The sequence below is a fragment of the Corallococcus exiguus genome (assembly GCF_009909105.1).
Lineage (GTDB): Bacteria > Myxococcota > Myxococcia > Myxococcales > Myxococcaceae > Corallococcus > Corallococcus exiguus.
The window spans coordinates 553,376-567,883 of record NZ_JAAAPK010000001.1 but is presented as its reverse complement, the minus strand read 5'-3'; the positions used below and the strand labels follow the sequence as shown (position 1 = coordinate 567,883).

The 14,508-nt window shown below is 69.9% G+C and carries 13 protein-coding genes and 1 pseudogene; 6 read left to right on the top strand and 8 right to left on the bottom strand.

Annotation, left to right across the window (positions count from 1 at the left end; translation table 11 throughout):
• Nucleotides 1–173: 173 nt before the first annotated feature.
• From GTZ93_RS02330 to GTZ93_RS02315, 4 genes are read right to left on the bottom strand one after another with little or no spacing between them, the layout of a single operon-like run.
• Nucleotides 174–3,293, bottom strand: a complete 3,120-nt coding sequence (locus GTZ93_RS02330) for an efflux RND transporter permease subunit (protein ID WP_139923376.1) — start codon at nucleotides 3,291–3,293, stop codon at nucleotides 174–176.
• Between the two features lie 60 nt (nucleotides 3,294–3,353).
• The gene (locus GTZ93_RS02325) at nucleotides 3,354–4,463 is read right to left on the bottom strand and encodes an efflux RND transporter periplasmic adaptor subunit (RefSeq protein ID WP_161662623.1); all 1,110 of its coding nucleotides are present in this window, start codon (nucleotides 4,461–4,463) and stop codon (nucleotides 3,354–3,356) included.
• Entirely contained in the window at nucleotides 4,460–5,224 is a 765-nt protein-coding gene (locus tag GTZ93_RS02320) for a TetR/AcrR family transcriptional regulator (RefSeq protein WP_120600353.1), read from the bottom strand. Before GTZ93_RS02320 ends, GTZ93_RS02325 begins: the two co-directional genes overlap by 4 nt.
• A 58-nt stretch (nucleotides 5,225–5,282) precedes the next feature.
• Entirely contained in the window at nucleotides 5,283–5,984 is a 702-nt protein-coding gene (locus GTZ93_RS02315) for a DUF2293 domain-containing protein (RefSeq protein ID WP_120562417.1), read from the bottom strand.
• A gap of 130 nt (nucleotides 5,985–6,114) precedes the next feature.
• Here GTZ93_RS02315 and rnz point away from each other — a divergent pair, with 130 nt between their 5' ends.
• Entirely contained in the window at nucleotides 6,115–7,038 is a 924-nt protein-coding gene (rnz, locus tag GTZ93_RS02310) for a ribonuclease Z (protein WP_120581474.1), read from the top strand.
• A gap of 49 nt (nucleotides 7,039–7,087) precedes the next feature.
• Here rnz and GTZ93_RS02305 read toward each other — a convergent pair whose 3' ends face one another.
• Nucleotides 7,088–7,609, bottom strand: a complete 522-nt coding sequence (locus tag GTZ93_RS02305) for a hypothetical protein (RefSeq protein ID WP_120581473.1) — start codon at nucleotides 7,607–7,609, stop codon at nucleotides 7,088–7,090.
• Nucleotides 7,610–7,825: 216 nt separating this feature from the next.
• Here GTZ93_RS02305 and GTZ93_RS02300 point away from each other — a divergent pair, with 216 nt between their 5' ends.
• The 3 genes and pseudogenes from GTZ93_RS02300 to GTZ93_RS42580 form a co-directional block, all read left to right on the top strand.
• Complete coding sequence (locus tag GTZ93_RS02300) at nucleotides 7,826–8,599, top strand: rhomboid family intramembrane serine protease (RefSeq protein ID WP_120593716.1); 774 nt, start codon at nucleotides 7,826–7,828, stop codon at nucleotides 8,597–8,599.
• Nucleotides 8,600–8,698: 99 nt separating this feature from the next.
• Complete coding sequence (locus GTZ93_RS02295; protein WP_139918788.1) at nucleotides 8,699–10,102, top strand: NAD(P)/FAD-dependent oxidoreductase; 1,404 nt, start codon at nucleotides 8,699–8,701, stop codon at nucleotides 10,100–10,102.
• 48 nt (nucleotides 10,103–10,150) lie between these two features.
• Nucleotides 10,151–10,288, top strand: a pseudogene (locus GTZ93_RS42580) (DUF2381 family protein); the annotation flags it as partial.
• Between the two features lie 21 nt (nucleotides 10,289–10,309).
• On the opposite strand, the gene GTZ93_RS02285 reads toward GTZ93_RS42580, so the two are convergent.
• The 3 genes from GTZ93_RS02285 to GTZ93_RS02275 all read right to left on the bottom strand — a co-directional run bounded on the left by GTZ93_RS02285 (nucleotide 10,310) and on the right by GTZ93_RS02275 (nucleotide 12,711).
• Nucleotides 10,310–11,065, bottom strand: a complete 756-nt coding sequence (locus tag GTZ93_RS02285; RefSeq protein ID WP_139918825.1) for a DUF5953 family protein — start codon at nucleotides 11,063–11,065, stop codon at nucleotides 10,310–10,312.
• Entirely contained in the window at nucleotides 11,062–11,982 is a 921-nt protein-coding gene (locus tag GTZ93_RS02280) for a DUF6310 domain-containing protein (RefSeq protein WP_139918790.1), read from the bottom strand. The genes GTZ93_RS02285 and GTZ93_RS02280 overlap by 4 nt, the downstream gene beginning before the upstream one ends.
• Before the next feature lie 72 nt (nucleotides 11,983–12,054).
• On the bottom strand, nucleotides 12,055–12,711 hold the full coding sequence (locus GTZ93_RS02275; RefSeq protein ID WP_167547793.1) for an HAD family hydrolase: 657 nt from the start codon (nucleotides 12,709–12,711) through the stop codon (nucleotides 12,055–12,057).
• Between the two features lie 95 nt (nucleotides 12,712–12,806).
• On the opposite strand from GTZ93_RS02275, the gene GTZ93_RS02270 reads away from it, so the two are divergent.
• Both GTZ93_RS02270 and GTZ93_RS02265 read left to right on the top strand, forming a co-directional pair.
• Entirely contained in the window at nucleotides 12,807–13,688 is an 882-nt protein-coding gene (locus GTZ93_RS02270) for an AraC family transcriptional regulator (protein ID WP_139918793.1), read from the top strand.
• Between the two features lie 33 nt (nucleotides 13,689–13,721).
• Nucleotides 13,722–14,459 carry a hypothetical protein gene (locus GTZ93_RS02265; protein ID WP_139918795.1) on the top strand — a complete coding sequence of 246 codons (738 nt, stop codon included), beginning with the start codon at nucleotides 13,722–13,724 and terminating at the stop codon, nucleotides 14,457–14,459.
• The last annotated feature ends 49 nt before the right edge of the window (nucleotides 14,460–14,508 follow it).

Below are 14,508 nucleotides of genomic sequence, written 5' to 3'. Positions count from 1 at the left end.
AGCCGTTCCTTCCGGGCAGGACGCCCGCGAACGCCCCGTCTCCGGCAAGGCCCGGAGCCGGTAGCCTCCCGCGGAAGACGCCCACCCGGAACTTGTTTCATCCCCTTTGTTTCAAATGAAAGGCGCGGGTGACGGAGCCGTCACCCGCGCCTTTTGTTTCATGCCGTGAAGCCTCAGGCCGCGCGGTCGTGCGCCGCGGCCGCGTCCACGGGGTGCGCGGAGTGCGGTCCCTGCGCGCGGGGCTGCTTCTTGCGGAAGGACAGCTTCTCCATCGCCGCGAACACCACCGGCACCACCAGCAACGTGAGGAAGGTGGAGGTGATGACGCCGCCGATGACGGAGATGGCCATGGGGGCGCGGAACTCGGAGCCGATGCCGGTGCCCACGGCGGTGGGCACCATGCCAATGGCCATGGCCGCGCTCGTCATGAGGATGGGGCGCAGGCGGCGGGGGCCGGCCTTGAGCAGGGCCTCGTCCACGGAGTCGCCCTCGCGCAGGTGATGGAGCGCGCCGTCGATGAGGAGGATGGCGTTCTTCGTCACCAGGCCCATCAGCAGGATGACGCCAATCATCGCGCCCATGCTGACGTGGTAGTTCGTGACGACGAGTCCCAGGAGCGCGCCCACGAGCGCCAGCGGCAGCGACACCATGATGGTGAAGGGGTGCTTGAAGGACTCGAACTGGCTGGCGAGCACCATGTAGATGAAGACGAAGGCCAGACCGAACGCGATGCCGAACGCGTCGTTCTGCTCATCCAGGCTCTTCATCTGGCCGTCGTAGACGATGGCGTAGCCGGGCGGCAGCGGCTTCTCCGCGATGGCGGCCTTGAGCTTCGTGGCCACGTCACCCAGCGCGGCGCCCTTGGCCAGCTGGGACACGACGGCCACCTGGCGCTCGCGGTTCTCGTGCTCGATGACGCTGGGGCCGTCCTTGAGCGACACCTCCGCCACGTCCGTCACCTGGTGCAGGCCCTTGGGCGTGGCGATCATCAGCTGGCGCACGCGCTCCGGCGTGGCGCGGTCCTGCTCGCGCAGGCGCACGCGGATGTCCGTCTCATCCGTGCCCTCGCGCAGCTTGGCCGTCACGTCACCGTCGATGGCGAGCCGCAGCTGCGCGGCGAGTGACCCGGCGGACAGGTCCATGTCCGCGGCGCGCGCGCGGTCGATTTGAATCTGGAGCTCCGGCTTGGCCGGGTTGGAGTCCACGCGCACGTCGGAGGTGCCCAGGGTGCGCAGGATGCTGGCGACGCGCTCGGCCTCCTCGTTGACGCGCTTCAGGTCCGGGCCCACCACGCGCACCATGATGGGGAACCAGTCACCCAGGCCTTCGATGGACGGCGGGTCCGACAGGGTGATGGCGGTGGAGACCAGGTTGGGGACCAGCAGCGCGCGGGCCTCCTCCTTGAGGGTGCCGATGCTCTTGGTGCGCTTATCCTTGCCCACCGTGAGCACGCGCATGCGCGCCTTGTAGACGTCTCCGTTGGGACCGACCGTCGTGTAGATGTCCGTGACCTCGGGGATCTTCTTGAGGAGGACCTCCGCTTCCGCGGCGCGCTCCGTCGTCTGCGCCAGGTTGGCGGAGTCCGGCAGCTGCAATTCGACGATGAGCTGCGAGCGGTCCTCCGCGCTCATGAACTCCACGCCCAGGCGGCTGGCGGCGCCGAAGGACAGGACCAGCGCCAGCACGGTGAGGCCGGCGGTGGTCCACTTGTGGCGCAGCACCCAGCCCAGGATGCGGGCGTAGGTGGACTCCGTGGCCTCCAGGAAGCGGCGCAGCGCGCGGAAGACGGCGGGCTCGTGCCGCTGCTCCCCCGGCTTGTGCGCCTTGGCGAAGCGCGCGGACAGCATGGGGTCCAGCGTGAAGGAGATGAACAGCGAGATGAGCACCGCCACGGAGATGGTGATGCCGAACTGCTTGAAGAACTGACCCACGATGCCGGGCATGAAGGCCACGGGGATGAACACCGCCACCAGGGCCAGCGTCGTGGCGAGCACCGCCAGACCCACGTCCTTGGTGCCGTTGGACGCGGCGCTCATCGGGTCCTCGCCCTGCTCCAGGCGGTGGGTGATGGCCTCACGGACCACCACCGCGTCGTCGATGAGCAGACCGATGGCCAGCGACAGCGACAGCAGCGTCATCTGGTTGAGCGAGTAGCCCAGCACGTACATCACGAAGAACGTGCCGATGACGGACGTGGGAAGCGCGAGCGCGGAGATGAACGTGCCGCGCGGGTCCAACAGGAACATCAGGATGATGAGGACCGCCATCAGTCCGCCGAAGATGAGGGCGATCCACACCTCGTGGGTGTTGGCGCGGATGAGGTCCGACTGGTCGATGAGGAGCGTGGCCTGGAAGCCCTGCCCCACCACCGGCCCCATCTCCGCGAGCGTCTTCTTCACCGCGTCGCTGACGCTCACGGTGTTGGAGCCCGGCTGCTTCACGAGCTCGAGCACCACGGCGTCGCGGGCGTTGAGGCGCGCGGTGGTGCGGCGCTCGGCGACGCCGTCCGTGACGGTGGCGACTTCCTCCAGGCGCACCTGCGCGCCGGTACTGCTGCGGGCGATGGGCAGCTTGCGCAGGTCCTCCACGCTGATGAACTCGCCCATGGCGCGCACGGTCAGCTCGTTGGGCCCCAATTGCAGACGGCCCGCGGGCAGGTTGAGGTTCTCCATGGCGATGCGCTGGGACACCTGCGACGGCGCGATACCCACCGCGCGGGCCTTGTCCAGGTCGATGTCGACCTGGATTTCACGCGTGTCACCGCCGGTGATGCGCACCTCCGCCACGCCGGCCAGCTGCGCGAGCGCGGGCTTGATGCGGTCATCCAGCAGCTTGCGCAGCGCCTGGGACCGCATGTCCGCGGAGATGGCGTAGGTGAGGATGGGCGCGGCGGACAGGTCCACGCGGCTGACGATGGGCGCGTCCGCGTCCGTGGGCAGCTTGTTGACGGCCTGGCCCACCTTGTCGCGCACGTCCTGGACGGCGGTGTCCAGGGCGGTGCCCAGCGTGAAGGACACCACCACGGTGCCCACGTTCTCACGGCTGAAGGAGTGGATTTTATCCACGCCGCTGATGCCGGCGACCGCGTCCTCCAGGGGCTTGATGACCTGGGTCTCGATTTCGCCCGGGCCCGCGCCTTTGTAGAGGGTGTTGACCACCACCACGGGGAAGCTGACGTCCGGGTAGAGGTCGGTGCCCAGGCGCTTGAGGCCCATCACGCCCAGCACGATGAGCAGCAGGGACACCATGGCCGTGAACACCGGCCGTCGAATGGAAACGTCACTGAGAATCATGGAAGAGCTCACGCACGCCGCGCGCGAAGGACGGCCGCGGCGAAAAGGGGCGGCTTGCGGCTACTTCACGGAGACGCGGGTGCCGGGGGTCAGGGAGGGCGTGGGGAAGTCCACCACCTGCTGGAGGACGGTCGCGGCGCGCACCACCACCTCGCGGTCGCGGCGCTCCAGCACCTGCACGTCCACGCGCTGGAGCGAGCCGTCGCTGACGACCATGACGTGGTCCCCGTTGGAGGAGGACAGCGCCGTGGTGGGCAGGGCCTGCGCGTCCTGCGTCTCCCCCAGCTTCAGCATGGCGCGCGCCAGGGTGTGGGCCACGAAGCGGCCGTCCGCGTTGGGCACGGCGATCTCCACCGGGATGCGGCGGGTGGTGGGGTCCGCGGAGGGCAGGATGGTGCGCACCACGGCCTCGTCGGTGGACGCGCCGTTGCCCAGCGCCGCCACGCGCACCTTCGTGCCGGGCTTGAGCAGCGCGCGCGCCCCTTCCGCCACGGTGGTGCGGAAGATGAGCGTGTCCAGCTGCTCCAGCGTGAAGAGGGCCGAGCCCGGCCCCACCGTGGCGCCCGTCTGGTCCGGGGATTCAATCAGCGTGCCCGCGAAGGGCGCCTTCAGGTCATGCCGGCGGCGCGCCGCGCGGGCCTGCGCGAGCTGCGCCTTCGCGGCCATCACCTGCGCCTGGGCCTGCGCGGCGGCGGCCACGGCGTTCTTGTGCTGCTGGTCGCTGACGCCACCGCCGGTGCTGAGCTTCTCCGTGCGCTCGGCGGCGTCCTTCGCGATGGAGGCGCCGGCCTCCGCGGCGGCGACGGCGGCCTCCGCGCCAGCCACCTGCGCGTCCACGATTTCGGAGTTGAGCTGGGCGAGCGTGTCGCCCTTCTTCACGGCCTGGCCCTTCTGGGCGCGCACCGACTCCAGGCGGCCGCCCACCTCGAAGCCGACCTGGAGGCCCTGGGCGGGGTACAGCGTGCCCGTCACCTCCTCCGACTGCGAGGCCTGCACGCCGCGCGCGGAGACGACCTTCACGGCCGGCGCCGGCTTGTCCTGGCCGGGGGCCGCGGTGGCGGGCGGCGCGGACGCGGCATCCGCCTTGTCACAACCGGAGAGCGCGAGCGCGGCGGCCATCCCCAGGGCGGTGAAGGCGCGGGAGGCGGAGGGCTTCGTGGATGGTTTCACGGGCGTTTCCTTGGCGGGCGGTGCGGGTGGTCCGCGCGGGCTTGGCGCCGGCGCGTGGAAGGCGGTGAAGAAGGACGGGCGACGGCGGCGGGCGTCGCGGGCACGGCCTCGCGGGGCAGCGAGCCTTCGTGCATGAGACGTTGGAGGCCCACGGCCCAGGTGGCCAGGTCCGGCTTCTGCGTCAGCCGCCCCATGCGCCGGGCCAGCAGCAGATAGGTGCCCACGATGAAGGAGCCGAAGAGGCTGGGGTCCACGTCCGGGGTGTCCGGATGCTGGCCGCGCAGGTGGTGGAACTCCCCGGCGATGCGCTCCACCTCGCGGTCCACCACGTCCCACATGACGGACTCGAAGGCGGTGCCCTGGCTGCCCACGATGAGCGCCGTGACGAGCTCACGCTGCTCCCACATGAGCTCCAGCATCTCCACGTCGAGCTCGGCCTCCATCCGCAGGAAGTCGCGGTAGCGCTCCGAGCGCGTGGCGACGTCCCCGGGGCCCGGCAGGCCGCTGTGGTCGGCGCGGAAGCGGTCCATGCAGGACATGCGCTTCGTGGCCAGGACCTCCAGCGCCTCCAGGAACTCCTGCACCAGCGCCGCGAAGAGGGCCTCCTTCGAGGGGAAGTGCAGGTAGAAGGCGCCCTTGGACAGGCCGCTGGCGGCGGTGATGTCGCTGATGCGCGCGCCCTTCACGCCCCGCTTCGCGAACTCCGCCCGCGCGGACGCGATGAGCGCGCTGCGGGCTTTGGGGTCGGCGGGGCGGGGCATGGCGGACGCATTCCTAACCCGCCGGTCAGAAATAGAACAGTCGTTGCTGAACGCCGGGTCAGGAATCCGAGGGGCGTGTCGGCGGGGGGCGCAGGAGGGCGGAGCAGAGCGGACACGCGGGCGGGGCGTGGGGGGCGTCCCGGCGGTGCAGGTCCAGGATGGCGCGGGACACCTCCGCCAGTTCGCGGCGCACCTCGCGGCGGGCGCCCTTCACGCGCTGGATGCGCATGTCGTCGTAGCCGGTGGTCTGGTGGCGCATCCAGGCGATGACGGCGGCCTCCGCGCGCCTCTCAATGGGGATGCGCTCCGTGCGGGCGACGGTGCCGCTGCCCACGGGGGTGGCGTGGCCGGCGACCATCACGGCCAGACGCTTGGCGTGGGGGAGCCACGCGGGGCTGAAGGCGAGGAAGCGCAGGACGGCGTTGGCGAAGTCGACCTCGTACTCGGCCTGCTCCTTGGCGCGGCGCTCGCGGCCCTGGGCCAGCTTCTTGGCGTAGGCGGGGGTGGCGCGCTCGTCGTCCAGGGCGGCGCGGGCGTGGACGATGTGGGCCTCCGGCGCCCACACGCCCCGGGAGAAGAGCTTGCGGCCCACCTTCTCCACCACGGTCCAGGAGGGGCCGGCGGCCTTCACGCGGCGGGTGAGGCCGGCATCGCCGGGGGGGAGGAGGGCCCAGCCGTCAGGAACGGTGAGCAGGCGGCCGTCCTGGGCTTTCACTCGGCGGGGGTCGGCCGTGGGGCCGACCGTCAGGGAATCAGGCATGGGGGAGGGTCCGAAAGGGCCGGCTGCATAGCACGCCCCCTCGCACCCTGGTAAATGCCCCCGGGAACGCTCGCGCGCAGGCAGATTCCGCGCGTGCGAGGAGGCCACTCTCGACGTGGGAAGCGCTGGCATGTCCCTACTGAGGCTCACCTTCCTCGGCACCTCCGCCGCACAGCCCACGCTGCATCGCGGCCTCTCCGGTCTGGCGGTGAAGGCGGACGCGGATCTGCTGTTGTTCGACTGCGGCGAGGGCACCCAGCGGCAGATGGTGCGCTTCGGCACGGGCTTCACCGTGGACGCGGCGTTCTTCACGCACTTCCACGCCGACCACTACCTGGGAATCATCGGCTTCCTGCGCACGCTGGGGATGATGGGCCGCACCGAGCCCATGCACCTGTACGGGCCTCCCCCCGCGCGCCGGCTGTTGCATCAGGCCGTGCACCTGGGGCTGGAGTCGCTGGCCTTCCCGGTGGAGATCCACGAACTGAAGGACGGGGACTCGGTGCGCCGCAATGGCTACACCGTGCATGCGGTGGGCGTGGACCACCGCATCCACGCGCTGGGCTACGTGCTGGCGGAGGACGGCCGTCCGGGGCGCTTCCACCTGGAGAAGGCGCGGGAGCTGGGCGTGCCGGAGGGGCCTTCCTTCGGCAAGCTGCAGAAGGGTGAATCCATCACGCTGCCGGACGGGCGCGTGGTGAAGCCGGAGGACGTGCTGGGCGAGTCGCGGTCCGGGCGGCGGCTGGTGATTTCCGGAGACACGCGGCCGTGCCCGTCGCTGGTGCAGGCGGCGAAGGACGCGGACCTGCTGGTGCACGAGTCCACCTTCTCCGACGACGAGCAGGCGCGCGCGCTGGAGACGCGGCACTCCACCGCGCGGGAGGCGGCCCAGGTGGCCAAGGACGCGGGGGCGAGGCGGCTCATCCTCACCCACCTGTCCAGCCGCCATGACACCGACCCCGGACGGCTGCTCACGCAGGCGCGTGAGGCGTTCAAGGGGCCGGTGGAGGTGGCCTTCGACGGCCTCACCGTGGAGCTGCCGCTGCGCGACTGACGTTGGTGTCGCTCGGGCGGCAGCCCCTGCTCGGTGACGGTGGGTGGGGCTACTCGACCTTCTTCGCCTCGGCCTTGAGCGCGGAGGCGGCGTCGGGGTCCACCTTCTGGAGCAGCTCCCACTCCAGCTCGGAGTCGCGCCGCATCTGGGAGGCGCCGGCGCCCACCGAGGACTCACCCGTTTCCTTGGCGCGGCCGTCGGTGCTGTCGGCGGCGCGGGACTCGGAGCGGTCCTGGCGGCGGAACTCCACCGCGGACTGGCCGGGCCCCCGCTCGAAGCCGCGCACCAGGTAGCGCGCGTAGGAGGTGCCCAGCGAGGAGGGAGCGCTGGTCATCAGCCACTCCGTCGTGGTCTCGAAGCCGGTCTGCGTGTTCGTCACGGAGAAGCCCTTCTCCTTGACCAGGGCCAGGGCCGCCGGCCACACCTCCGCGATGGGCTTGCGGTAGACGTGCCCCATGGCCTTGTCCTCCAGGTACGCCTGCTGACGGCGCGCGGCGCAGCCGCTGAAGGCGAGGGCGAGGGCGGACACCACGAGCAGCGCCGAGGCGCGGGACGATTTCGAGGGATTCATTGCTCCGGACTCCATGAAAGAGAAGGCGGTTGCGGAATTTCGCCCGGTGCGGGCCTGGAAGCCAAGTCCAGGCGCGTCCGGAAGAGGGTTACCTCCAGCAGGCAACCTTCATTTGGCTAGAGCCCGGCCGCCTTCTGGTGATGCGTCCGGCGCCGCACATCCGTGCGCACGAAGCCGTCCGGGGGGCTGGTGGCGAGGCCATGCTGGCGGGCGGACATGATTCCCATCAGCGACGACAACCCGACCCTGCGCACCCCGGTGATGACTTACCTGCTGCTCGCGGCCCTGGGGCTCACCTGGGTGTTCTTCCAGGGCGCGGGCTTCAACGTGGTGGCGCTGGCCACCAGCATCTGCGAGCTGGGCATGGTGCCCGGGGAGCTCACCGGCCGCGCGCCGCTGGGGCAGGCGGTGCCGCTGGGGGACGGGCTCGCGTGCGTGGTGGACAACGAGGCCATCAACCGCCTCACGCCGCTCACGTCCATGTTCCTGCACGGCGGCTGGGGGCACCTCTTGGGCAACGTGCTGTTCTTCTGGGTCTTCGGAAACAACATCGAGGACAGCATGGGGCGTTTGCGCTTCCTCGTCTTCTACCTGGTGTGCGGGCTGGTGGCGGCGGCCGCGCACGTGGCGGTGGACCCCACTTCGCCGGTGCCCACGGTGGGAGCGTCTGGCGCCATCGCGGGAGTGCTGGGCGCGTACCTGGTGCTCTACCCGCGCGTGCGCGTGAACATGCTGTTCATCATCTTCATCCTCATCCGCGTCTTCCCCATCCCCGCGTGGGCCGTGCTGGTGTGGTGGTTCGTGCTCCAGGTCATCACCGGCCTGCCGCAGTTGATGACGCTGAGGCCGGAGGTATCCGGTGGCGTCGCCGTCTGGGCGCACATCGGCGGGTTCGTGGCGGGCATGGTGCTGATCAAACTCTTCGAGAACCCCCGCTACACCTCACAGCGCACGACGTGGCGGCACCGGATGCACCCGAACCACCCCTAGGGCAAGCGGACGGACAGGCCTCCGTCGGCCCGGGATGCGGATGCGAACAAGCGCCCCGACATTGGGGGTGGGTGTTCTTCGCGCCGTGAGGAGGCGGGCATGGGGGCGGACGGAAAGAAGGAAGGGCTCTGCGTGGACGCGCCGCCGCGCAAGCGGGTGCTCATCCTGGGGGGCGGCTTCGCGGGGATGTACGCGGCGCTGCACCTGGAGCGGCAGCTGGGGAAGCGGGACGACGTGGAGGTGACGCTCGTCAGCCGCGACAACTTCTTCCTCTTCACGCCCATGCTCCACGAAGTGGCGGCGAGCGACCTGAACGCGACCGCCATCGTCATCTCGCTGCGCAAGCTGCTCCCGCGCATGACGTTCGTGGAGGGCGACGTCAGCGGGCTGGACCTGGAGGCGAAGCGGGTCAGGGTGGCGCACGGCGGGCTGGACGGACACAGCCACACGCTGGAGTACGACTACCTGGTGCTGGCCATGGGCTCGGAGACGAACTTCTTCGGCAAGCCGGGCCCGCGCGACTACACGCTGACCATGAAGACGCTGGGCGACGCGATGCTCCTGCGCAACTGCCTGGTCGACCGGTTGGAGGAAGCGGACGCGGACTGCGTCACCACGGGTGCGCGCAACGCCATTGTCACCTTCGTGGTGGTGGGCGGCGGCTTCGCGGGCGTGGAGACGGCGGGCGCCATCAACGACTTCATCCACGGCGCGCTGCCCTTCTATCCCAACATCCAGCCCGCCAACGTGCGCGTGATGCTGGTGCACGGCGGCAAGGAGGTGCTGCCGGAGCTGGGCGAGGACCTGGGTGCGTACGCGCGCAAGAAGCTCATCGAGCACGGCGTGGAGGTGCGCACCGGCGTCCACGTGAGGGACGTGACGGAGGCGGGCGTGGAGCTGCCGGACGGCACGGTGGTGCCCACCAAGACGGTCGTGTGGACCGCGGGCGTCACGCCGCCGTCCCTGCTGTGCACGCTGCCAGGCGAGAAGGAGCGCGGGCGGCTCAAGGTGAACGAGCGCATGGAGGTGCCCGGCTTCCCAGGCGTGTGGGCGCTGGGCGACTGCGCGTCGGTGCCGGACGTCACCAACGGAGGCAAGCCCTGCCCGCCCACTGCGCAGCACGCGCTCCGCCAGGGCGTGACGGTGGCGCGCAACGTGAGCGCGGCGCTGAAGGGTCAGCCGGGGAAGCCGTTCCGCTACCGGATGCTGGGGCAGCTGGCCACGATTGGCCAGCGCTCGGGCGTGGCGCGCATCCTGGGGCTGAAGTTCTCCGGCACCTTCGCGTGGGTGCTCTGGCGCACCGTCTACCTGTTCAAGCTGCCGAAGCTGGAGACGAAGGTGCGCGTGGCCATGGGCTGGACGCTGGACCTGTTCTTCCGCAAGGACGTGGTGCAGGTCATCGGTCCGCGTGAGTTGGATCAGCTCACGCTGCCGGCCCTGCCGCTCAACAGCCGCCAGCAGGTGCGCCAGGTGCAGGCGCTCCACCCGCGCACGCAGCACTGAGCGCTGTCTGGCTCAAGCTCGACGGCGGGAAAGAAGAGCCCCGCTGCGCGAGCGCCCGCCCGGGCCGCCTTCGTGCTCGTCACCGACCCGGCCGAAGTGGACGCGCGAATCGACGTGCAGCGTCCGGCGCCACCGAACGAGACCTGCCAACCCACCGCTCACGCTCCGGCGCTGAAGCCGGAAGACCCGGTGGCCAGTGCGTTCGGGTCAAGGCGCTGCGCGTCCGCCGATCTCCGGAAAGCGCTCGTAGGTCCGCTTGAGCGTGTCCAGGTGGGCGGGCTTGTCCAGGTCGAGCGGCGCATCGGTGAGCTGCACGACCCAGCCGCCCGATGCCGTGCGCCGAGCCCGTGAAAGCAGCTCGGCGTCACGGGTCGGATCCGGGAACCCGATGGCCCGCGCGGCAGCGGCAGACCAGTAGTTCAGCCACCCGAGGAACCAGGGAATCTCAGGCGCGGGGAGCTTTTCTGGCAGGTTGATCATGGGCAGCCCACGGGGTGAACACTCTGGTCCATCAGACGATCGGCGAAACTGCGGCGCGACTTCCGAACCGTAACCATATGGCGACGCATGTCCCCAGAACGAGCACGCACCCTCAGCCACGCCCTCAAGCAAAGCCGCCGCTGCCGCGAGCACGGGCTCGTCCAGTGGCAGTTCTGCATGCACTTCAGACAGGGACTGACTGCCTGGGCTGAGGAGTCCAGGTCTTCCCCTCCCGTTGACCGTCACGGGGTAACGCTCGTCCCCGTTGCACAGAAGAGGGAATCTCCCGTCCTGCGTCCTTTCCGCGAGCCACGCGTCGCGCTGCGGCAATGCGATGGGACGCACTCCGTTGCCTACTTCCCACTCCAGGCGCAGGCCGGGAAGCGCCTTCTCCATCCCACGGACGATGGCGAGCGTGCGGCCGTCCTGGCCTACAAGCGGAGGCGCATAAACAATGAGGGAGAGGGCTCTACGCCTGGTCATCGTTTGCACCCCGTGACGACTACATCCAGTGAGAAGTCCACTTCGATAAGCGCGTCTTTGTGCTCCTGGGTGCTCACCCCAATGACGAAGTCATATCCACATGCCGCGGCAGCAGTTCGCTCCTTTTGTATTTGCTCCAACTCCCTCTCAATCTCCCGCCGCTGGATGAAGCCAGGGTACGTGTCGAATCGATGGGTCTTGATCTCCCACAGCTTGCGCACGCCCACTTGCAGCGCATCGAAGCGCACTCCGCCAACGAGCACGTCCATCCCGGGGTAACGGTTGGGTGGGAACTTGTCGGCACATTCATTATGTGGGTCGTCCTCGCCCGCGTGGGGCACCGGAACAGGTTCGCAACTGGCGCGTCCCGTCCGGTCCACGGGCACAGGCGGCACTGGGGGCTGCCAGTCCTGCCCCGCTGGCTCGGGCTTCAGCTTGGGCTTGCGTTGCGCTTCGGCTTCCCGGGATGCCACCTTCGTTCCTCGTGAGGTTCCTGCCTCTTCGGGGTAGGCGTGGCGGAGCTCATAGGCATCCATTGCTTCCTTGATGGCGACGCCGACCACCACCACACCCAGCACGATGACGGCGCCCACGGCAATCTCAGGAGCCGCCAGCACGCAGAACCCGATTCCAACGGCAGCGGCGTCAGCGGAGGCGACCGTGCATCTTCCCGTGGTGTCGTGGAACTCGATCCGGTCACGGTCGAGGGTCCGATAGCACTTCTCCACCAACACGGGCCAAGGCTGTGCAGCCTCACGGACGACGCACCGTCCACCGTCAGTCCATGGCAGCTCCGCTGCTCGCTGGAGGTTGGCGAGCCTCGGGTTACGCACCGTCAGCTCATTCCAGCTCGGCGCCGACGTGGCACAGGCCGAGAGAACGAGCAGAAGTGCGGCGCAAGCGCGGAGACGCCTCATGGTCACGACCTTTCAATCAAGCGCGATGCTGGGGTCCTGGGGTCCTGGGGTCGCCTGACTCCAGCCACGCTGTCAGACGAGCGGCGGCAGGTGGTGCAGCAGCCGCTCCAGATCCGGCTGGAGCTCGTCCGGCATGGCGGTGGCCAGCTCCTCGTGGGCGTGCGTGCCCCAGGTGACGGCGTACGTCTTGAGGCCCGCGGCCTGGCCCGCGCGCAGGTCCAGCGTGGTGTCGCCCACCATCCACAGGCCGCCGGTGCCCAGCGCCTTCAGGGCGTGGTGGATGACGTCCGGCGCGGGCTTGTGCGGAAAGCCGTCCGTGCCCTGCACGTGGTGCAGCAGGCCGCCCAGCCCCATCGCGTCCACGAAGCGCCGCGCCATGTCGCCGCGCTTGGTGGTGGCGACGGCGAGCAGGTAGCCCCGTTCGCGCAGCGTGCGCAGGACGCGCTCCACGCCGGGGAAGGGCCGGGAGCGCCGGTGGAAGTTCAGCGGGTAGTGCTCGCGGTAGGCCACGCAGAGCGTGGTGGCGTGCTCGGGCGCGAAGCGCGTGTACATGGCCTCCAGCGGCTGGCCGATGAGCGCGCGCACCTCCGCGACGGAGGGCGCGGGCAGGCCGTGGTGCGTGAAGCCGTGGAGGAAGCTGTCGATGATGTCCGGCAGCGAATCCACCAGCGTGCCGTCCAGGTCGAAACAAATGCCGCGAGGGGTAACGGTGCTCACCCGCCTTTCCATACGCCCTCCGGGGCCGCGTGTCCCGGTTCGTCCGATATGCCTTCACCCGCCGTGCGTTTCCTCCCCAGGAAGGGCGCACGCCAGCGGGGGGAGCCATGCAACGCACGAAGCAGCAGGACGGCTTCTGGGTAGCCCCGGAGGTGCCGGGGCTGGAGCTTCACCGGGCGGCCTACACCCGATGGACCTTTCCCAAGCACTCGCACGATGCCTTCTCGCTGTGCGCCTATGACGCGGGGGCGGAGTCGCTGTACCTGCAGGGGCAGCGGGTGGTGGCCTCGGTGGGCAGCTTCCTGGTTGTGCCGCCTGGAGAGATGCACGAGGGCCGCGAGGCGGACTCGAGCGTCGGGTGGGCGTATCGGATCCTTTACATCCCGCCCTCACTGCTCATCCGCGCGGCGGAGGAGACCGGGGCGCCCCCGGGCACCCTGCCCGGCTTCGTGTCTCCCGTGCTCCAGGACGCGGCCCTGCTGGAGCGCTTCACCGTCACCTTCGACGCGCTGAAGGGCGGCGGCGTCTCCCGGTTGGAGCGCGAGGAGCGGCTCTTGGGGTTGCTGGTGGCGCTGCTGCGGCGGCACGCGGGCCTGCCCCACCGACAGCGGGCGATCCCGTGCGCGCGGGGCGTGAAGCGGGCGCGGGAGCTCTTGGAGGCACACCCCACGCGCAACCTCTCCCTGGAGATGCTCGCGCGCGTCGCGGGGCTCAGCCCGTGGCACCTGGTGCGCGCATTCCACCGTCAGTTCGGACAGACGCCGCAGGTGTTCCAGCGGTCCCTGCGGCTGCGGCTCGCGCAGGAGTTGCTGGCGGGGGCGCTGCCCATGGCGGAGGTCGCGCTCGCGGCCGGGTTCACGGACCAGAGCCACCTCATCAAGCACTTCGGCCGCACCCTCGGCGTCACGCCCGGCGAGTACCGGGCCGCGGCGCACGCGGGGCGTGGACCGCGCAAGCACGTACAATCCCGCGCGCCCGCGCATCCGTAGTTTGGAGCCCTCTTCACAAGGAGGGGTCCACACATGCTGAAACACATCATCGCGGTGTCGATGCTCATGGGTTGCGCTCCGGATGCAATGCCAGATGAAGTGGCGCCGGAGCCCGCCGCCTCTTCCGATGAAGCACTGGAAGCACGGAACTGGGGCGCGGTGGTGCTGCCACCGGGAGCCCGCGTTTACGGCCGGCCCATCACCGCATGGGCGAAGGAGTGGTACCGCTGGCACTTCCGCGTGCCGGCGGACCGCAGCCCCATGCTGCGGCTGGAGCAGGACTGCGACGAGGACCAGGACGGCCCGGTCTACTTCGTCCCCACGTACGACCTGGACACCACGTACCAGCGCACCTGCCGCGTGCCCCGGAACCGGCCGGTGCTGGTGCCGCTGTGGGTCATCATCAATGACTATCCGTGCCCCGACCCGGCCTTCGAACCGGCGCCGGGCCAGACGCTGGAGGACTTCCTCCGCCAGGGCGCCCTCGACTTCAACAACGGCACGCAGGACCTGGTGGTCACCGTGGATGGCCGGCGCGTGGACACCCGCCGCCACCGTCACACCAGCGGCCTGTTCACCTTCGACGCGGACCCCAGCCTCGTGGGGAAGATTCCGGACCCGTGCCTCGTGGGGGGCGAGCAGCGCGGCGTGACGGACGGGTGGTGGCTGATGCTCCAGCTCTCCCCGGGGGAGCACGTGGTGCGCGTGCAGGCGCTGGCGCCCTTCGGCACGCCCATTGATTACACATACACGCTGCGCGTGGGGCGCTAGCCAGCGGTGACTCGCGGAACTGGCCGTCGCGCGGGGCGTGCGTCAGAGT

Excerpts from the sequence above, each read along its gene's own strand:
- GTZ93_RS02330 (WP_139923376.1), bottom strand. The coding sequence starts at position 3,293 with ATGATTCTCAGTGACGTTTCCATTCGACGGCCGGTGTTCACGGCCATG.
- GTZ93_RS02300 (WP_120593716.1), top strand. The coding sequence starts at position 7,826 with ATGATTCCCATCAGCGACGACAACCCGACCCTGCGCACCCCGGTGATG.
- GTZ93_RS02305 (WP_120581473.1), bottom strand. The coding sequence starts at position 7,609 with ATGAATCCCTCGAAATCGTCCCGCGCCTCGGCGCTGCTCGTGGTGTCC.
- GTZ93_RS02320 (WP_120600353.1), bottom strand. The coding sequence starts at position 5,224 with ATGCCCCGCCCCGCCGACCCCAAAGCCCGCAGCGCGCTCATCGCGTCC.
- GTZ93_RS02265 (WP_139918795.1), top strand. The coding sequence starts at position 13,722 with ATGCTGAAACACATCATCGCGGTGTCGATGCTCATGGGTTGCGCTCCG.
- GTZ93_RS02270 (WP_139918793.1), top strand. The coding sequence starts at position 12,807 with ATGCAACGCACGAAGCAGCAGGACGGCTTCTGGGTAGCCCCGGAGGTG.
- GTZ93_RS02295 (WP_139918788.1), top strand. The coding sequence starts at position 8,699 with ATGGGGGCGGACGGAAAGAAGGAAGGGCTCTGCGTGGACGCGCCGCCG.
- rnz (WP_120581474.1), top strand. The coding sequence starts at position 6,115 with ATGTCCCTACTGAGGCTCACCTTCCTCGGCACCTCCGCCGCACAGCCC.
- GTZ93_RS02280 (WP_139918790.1), bottom strand. The coding sequence starts at position 11,982 with ATGAGGCGTCTCCGCGCTTGCGCCGCACTTCTGCTCGTTCTCTCGGCC.
- GTZ93_RS02275 (WP_167547793.1), bottom strand. The coding sequence starts at position 12,711 with ATGGAAAGGCGGGTGAGCACCGTTACCCCTCGCGGCATTTGTTTCGAC.
- GTZ93_RS02285 (WP_139918825.1), bottom strand. The coding sequence starts at position 11,065 with ATGACCAGGCGTAGAGCCCTCTCCCTCATTGTTTATGCGCCTCCGCTT.
- GTZ93_RS02315 (WP_120562417.1), bottom strand. The coding sequence starts at position 5,984 with ATGCCTGATTCCCTGACGGTCGGCCCCACGGCCGACCCCCGCCGAGTG.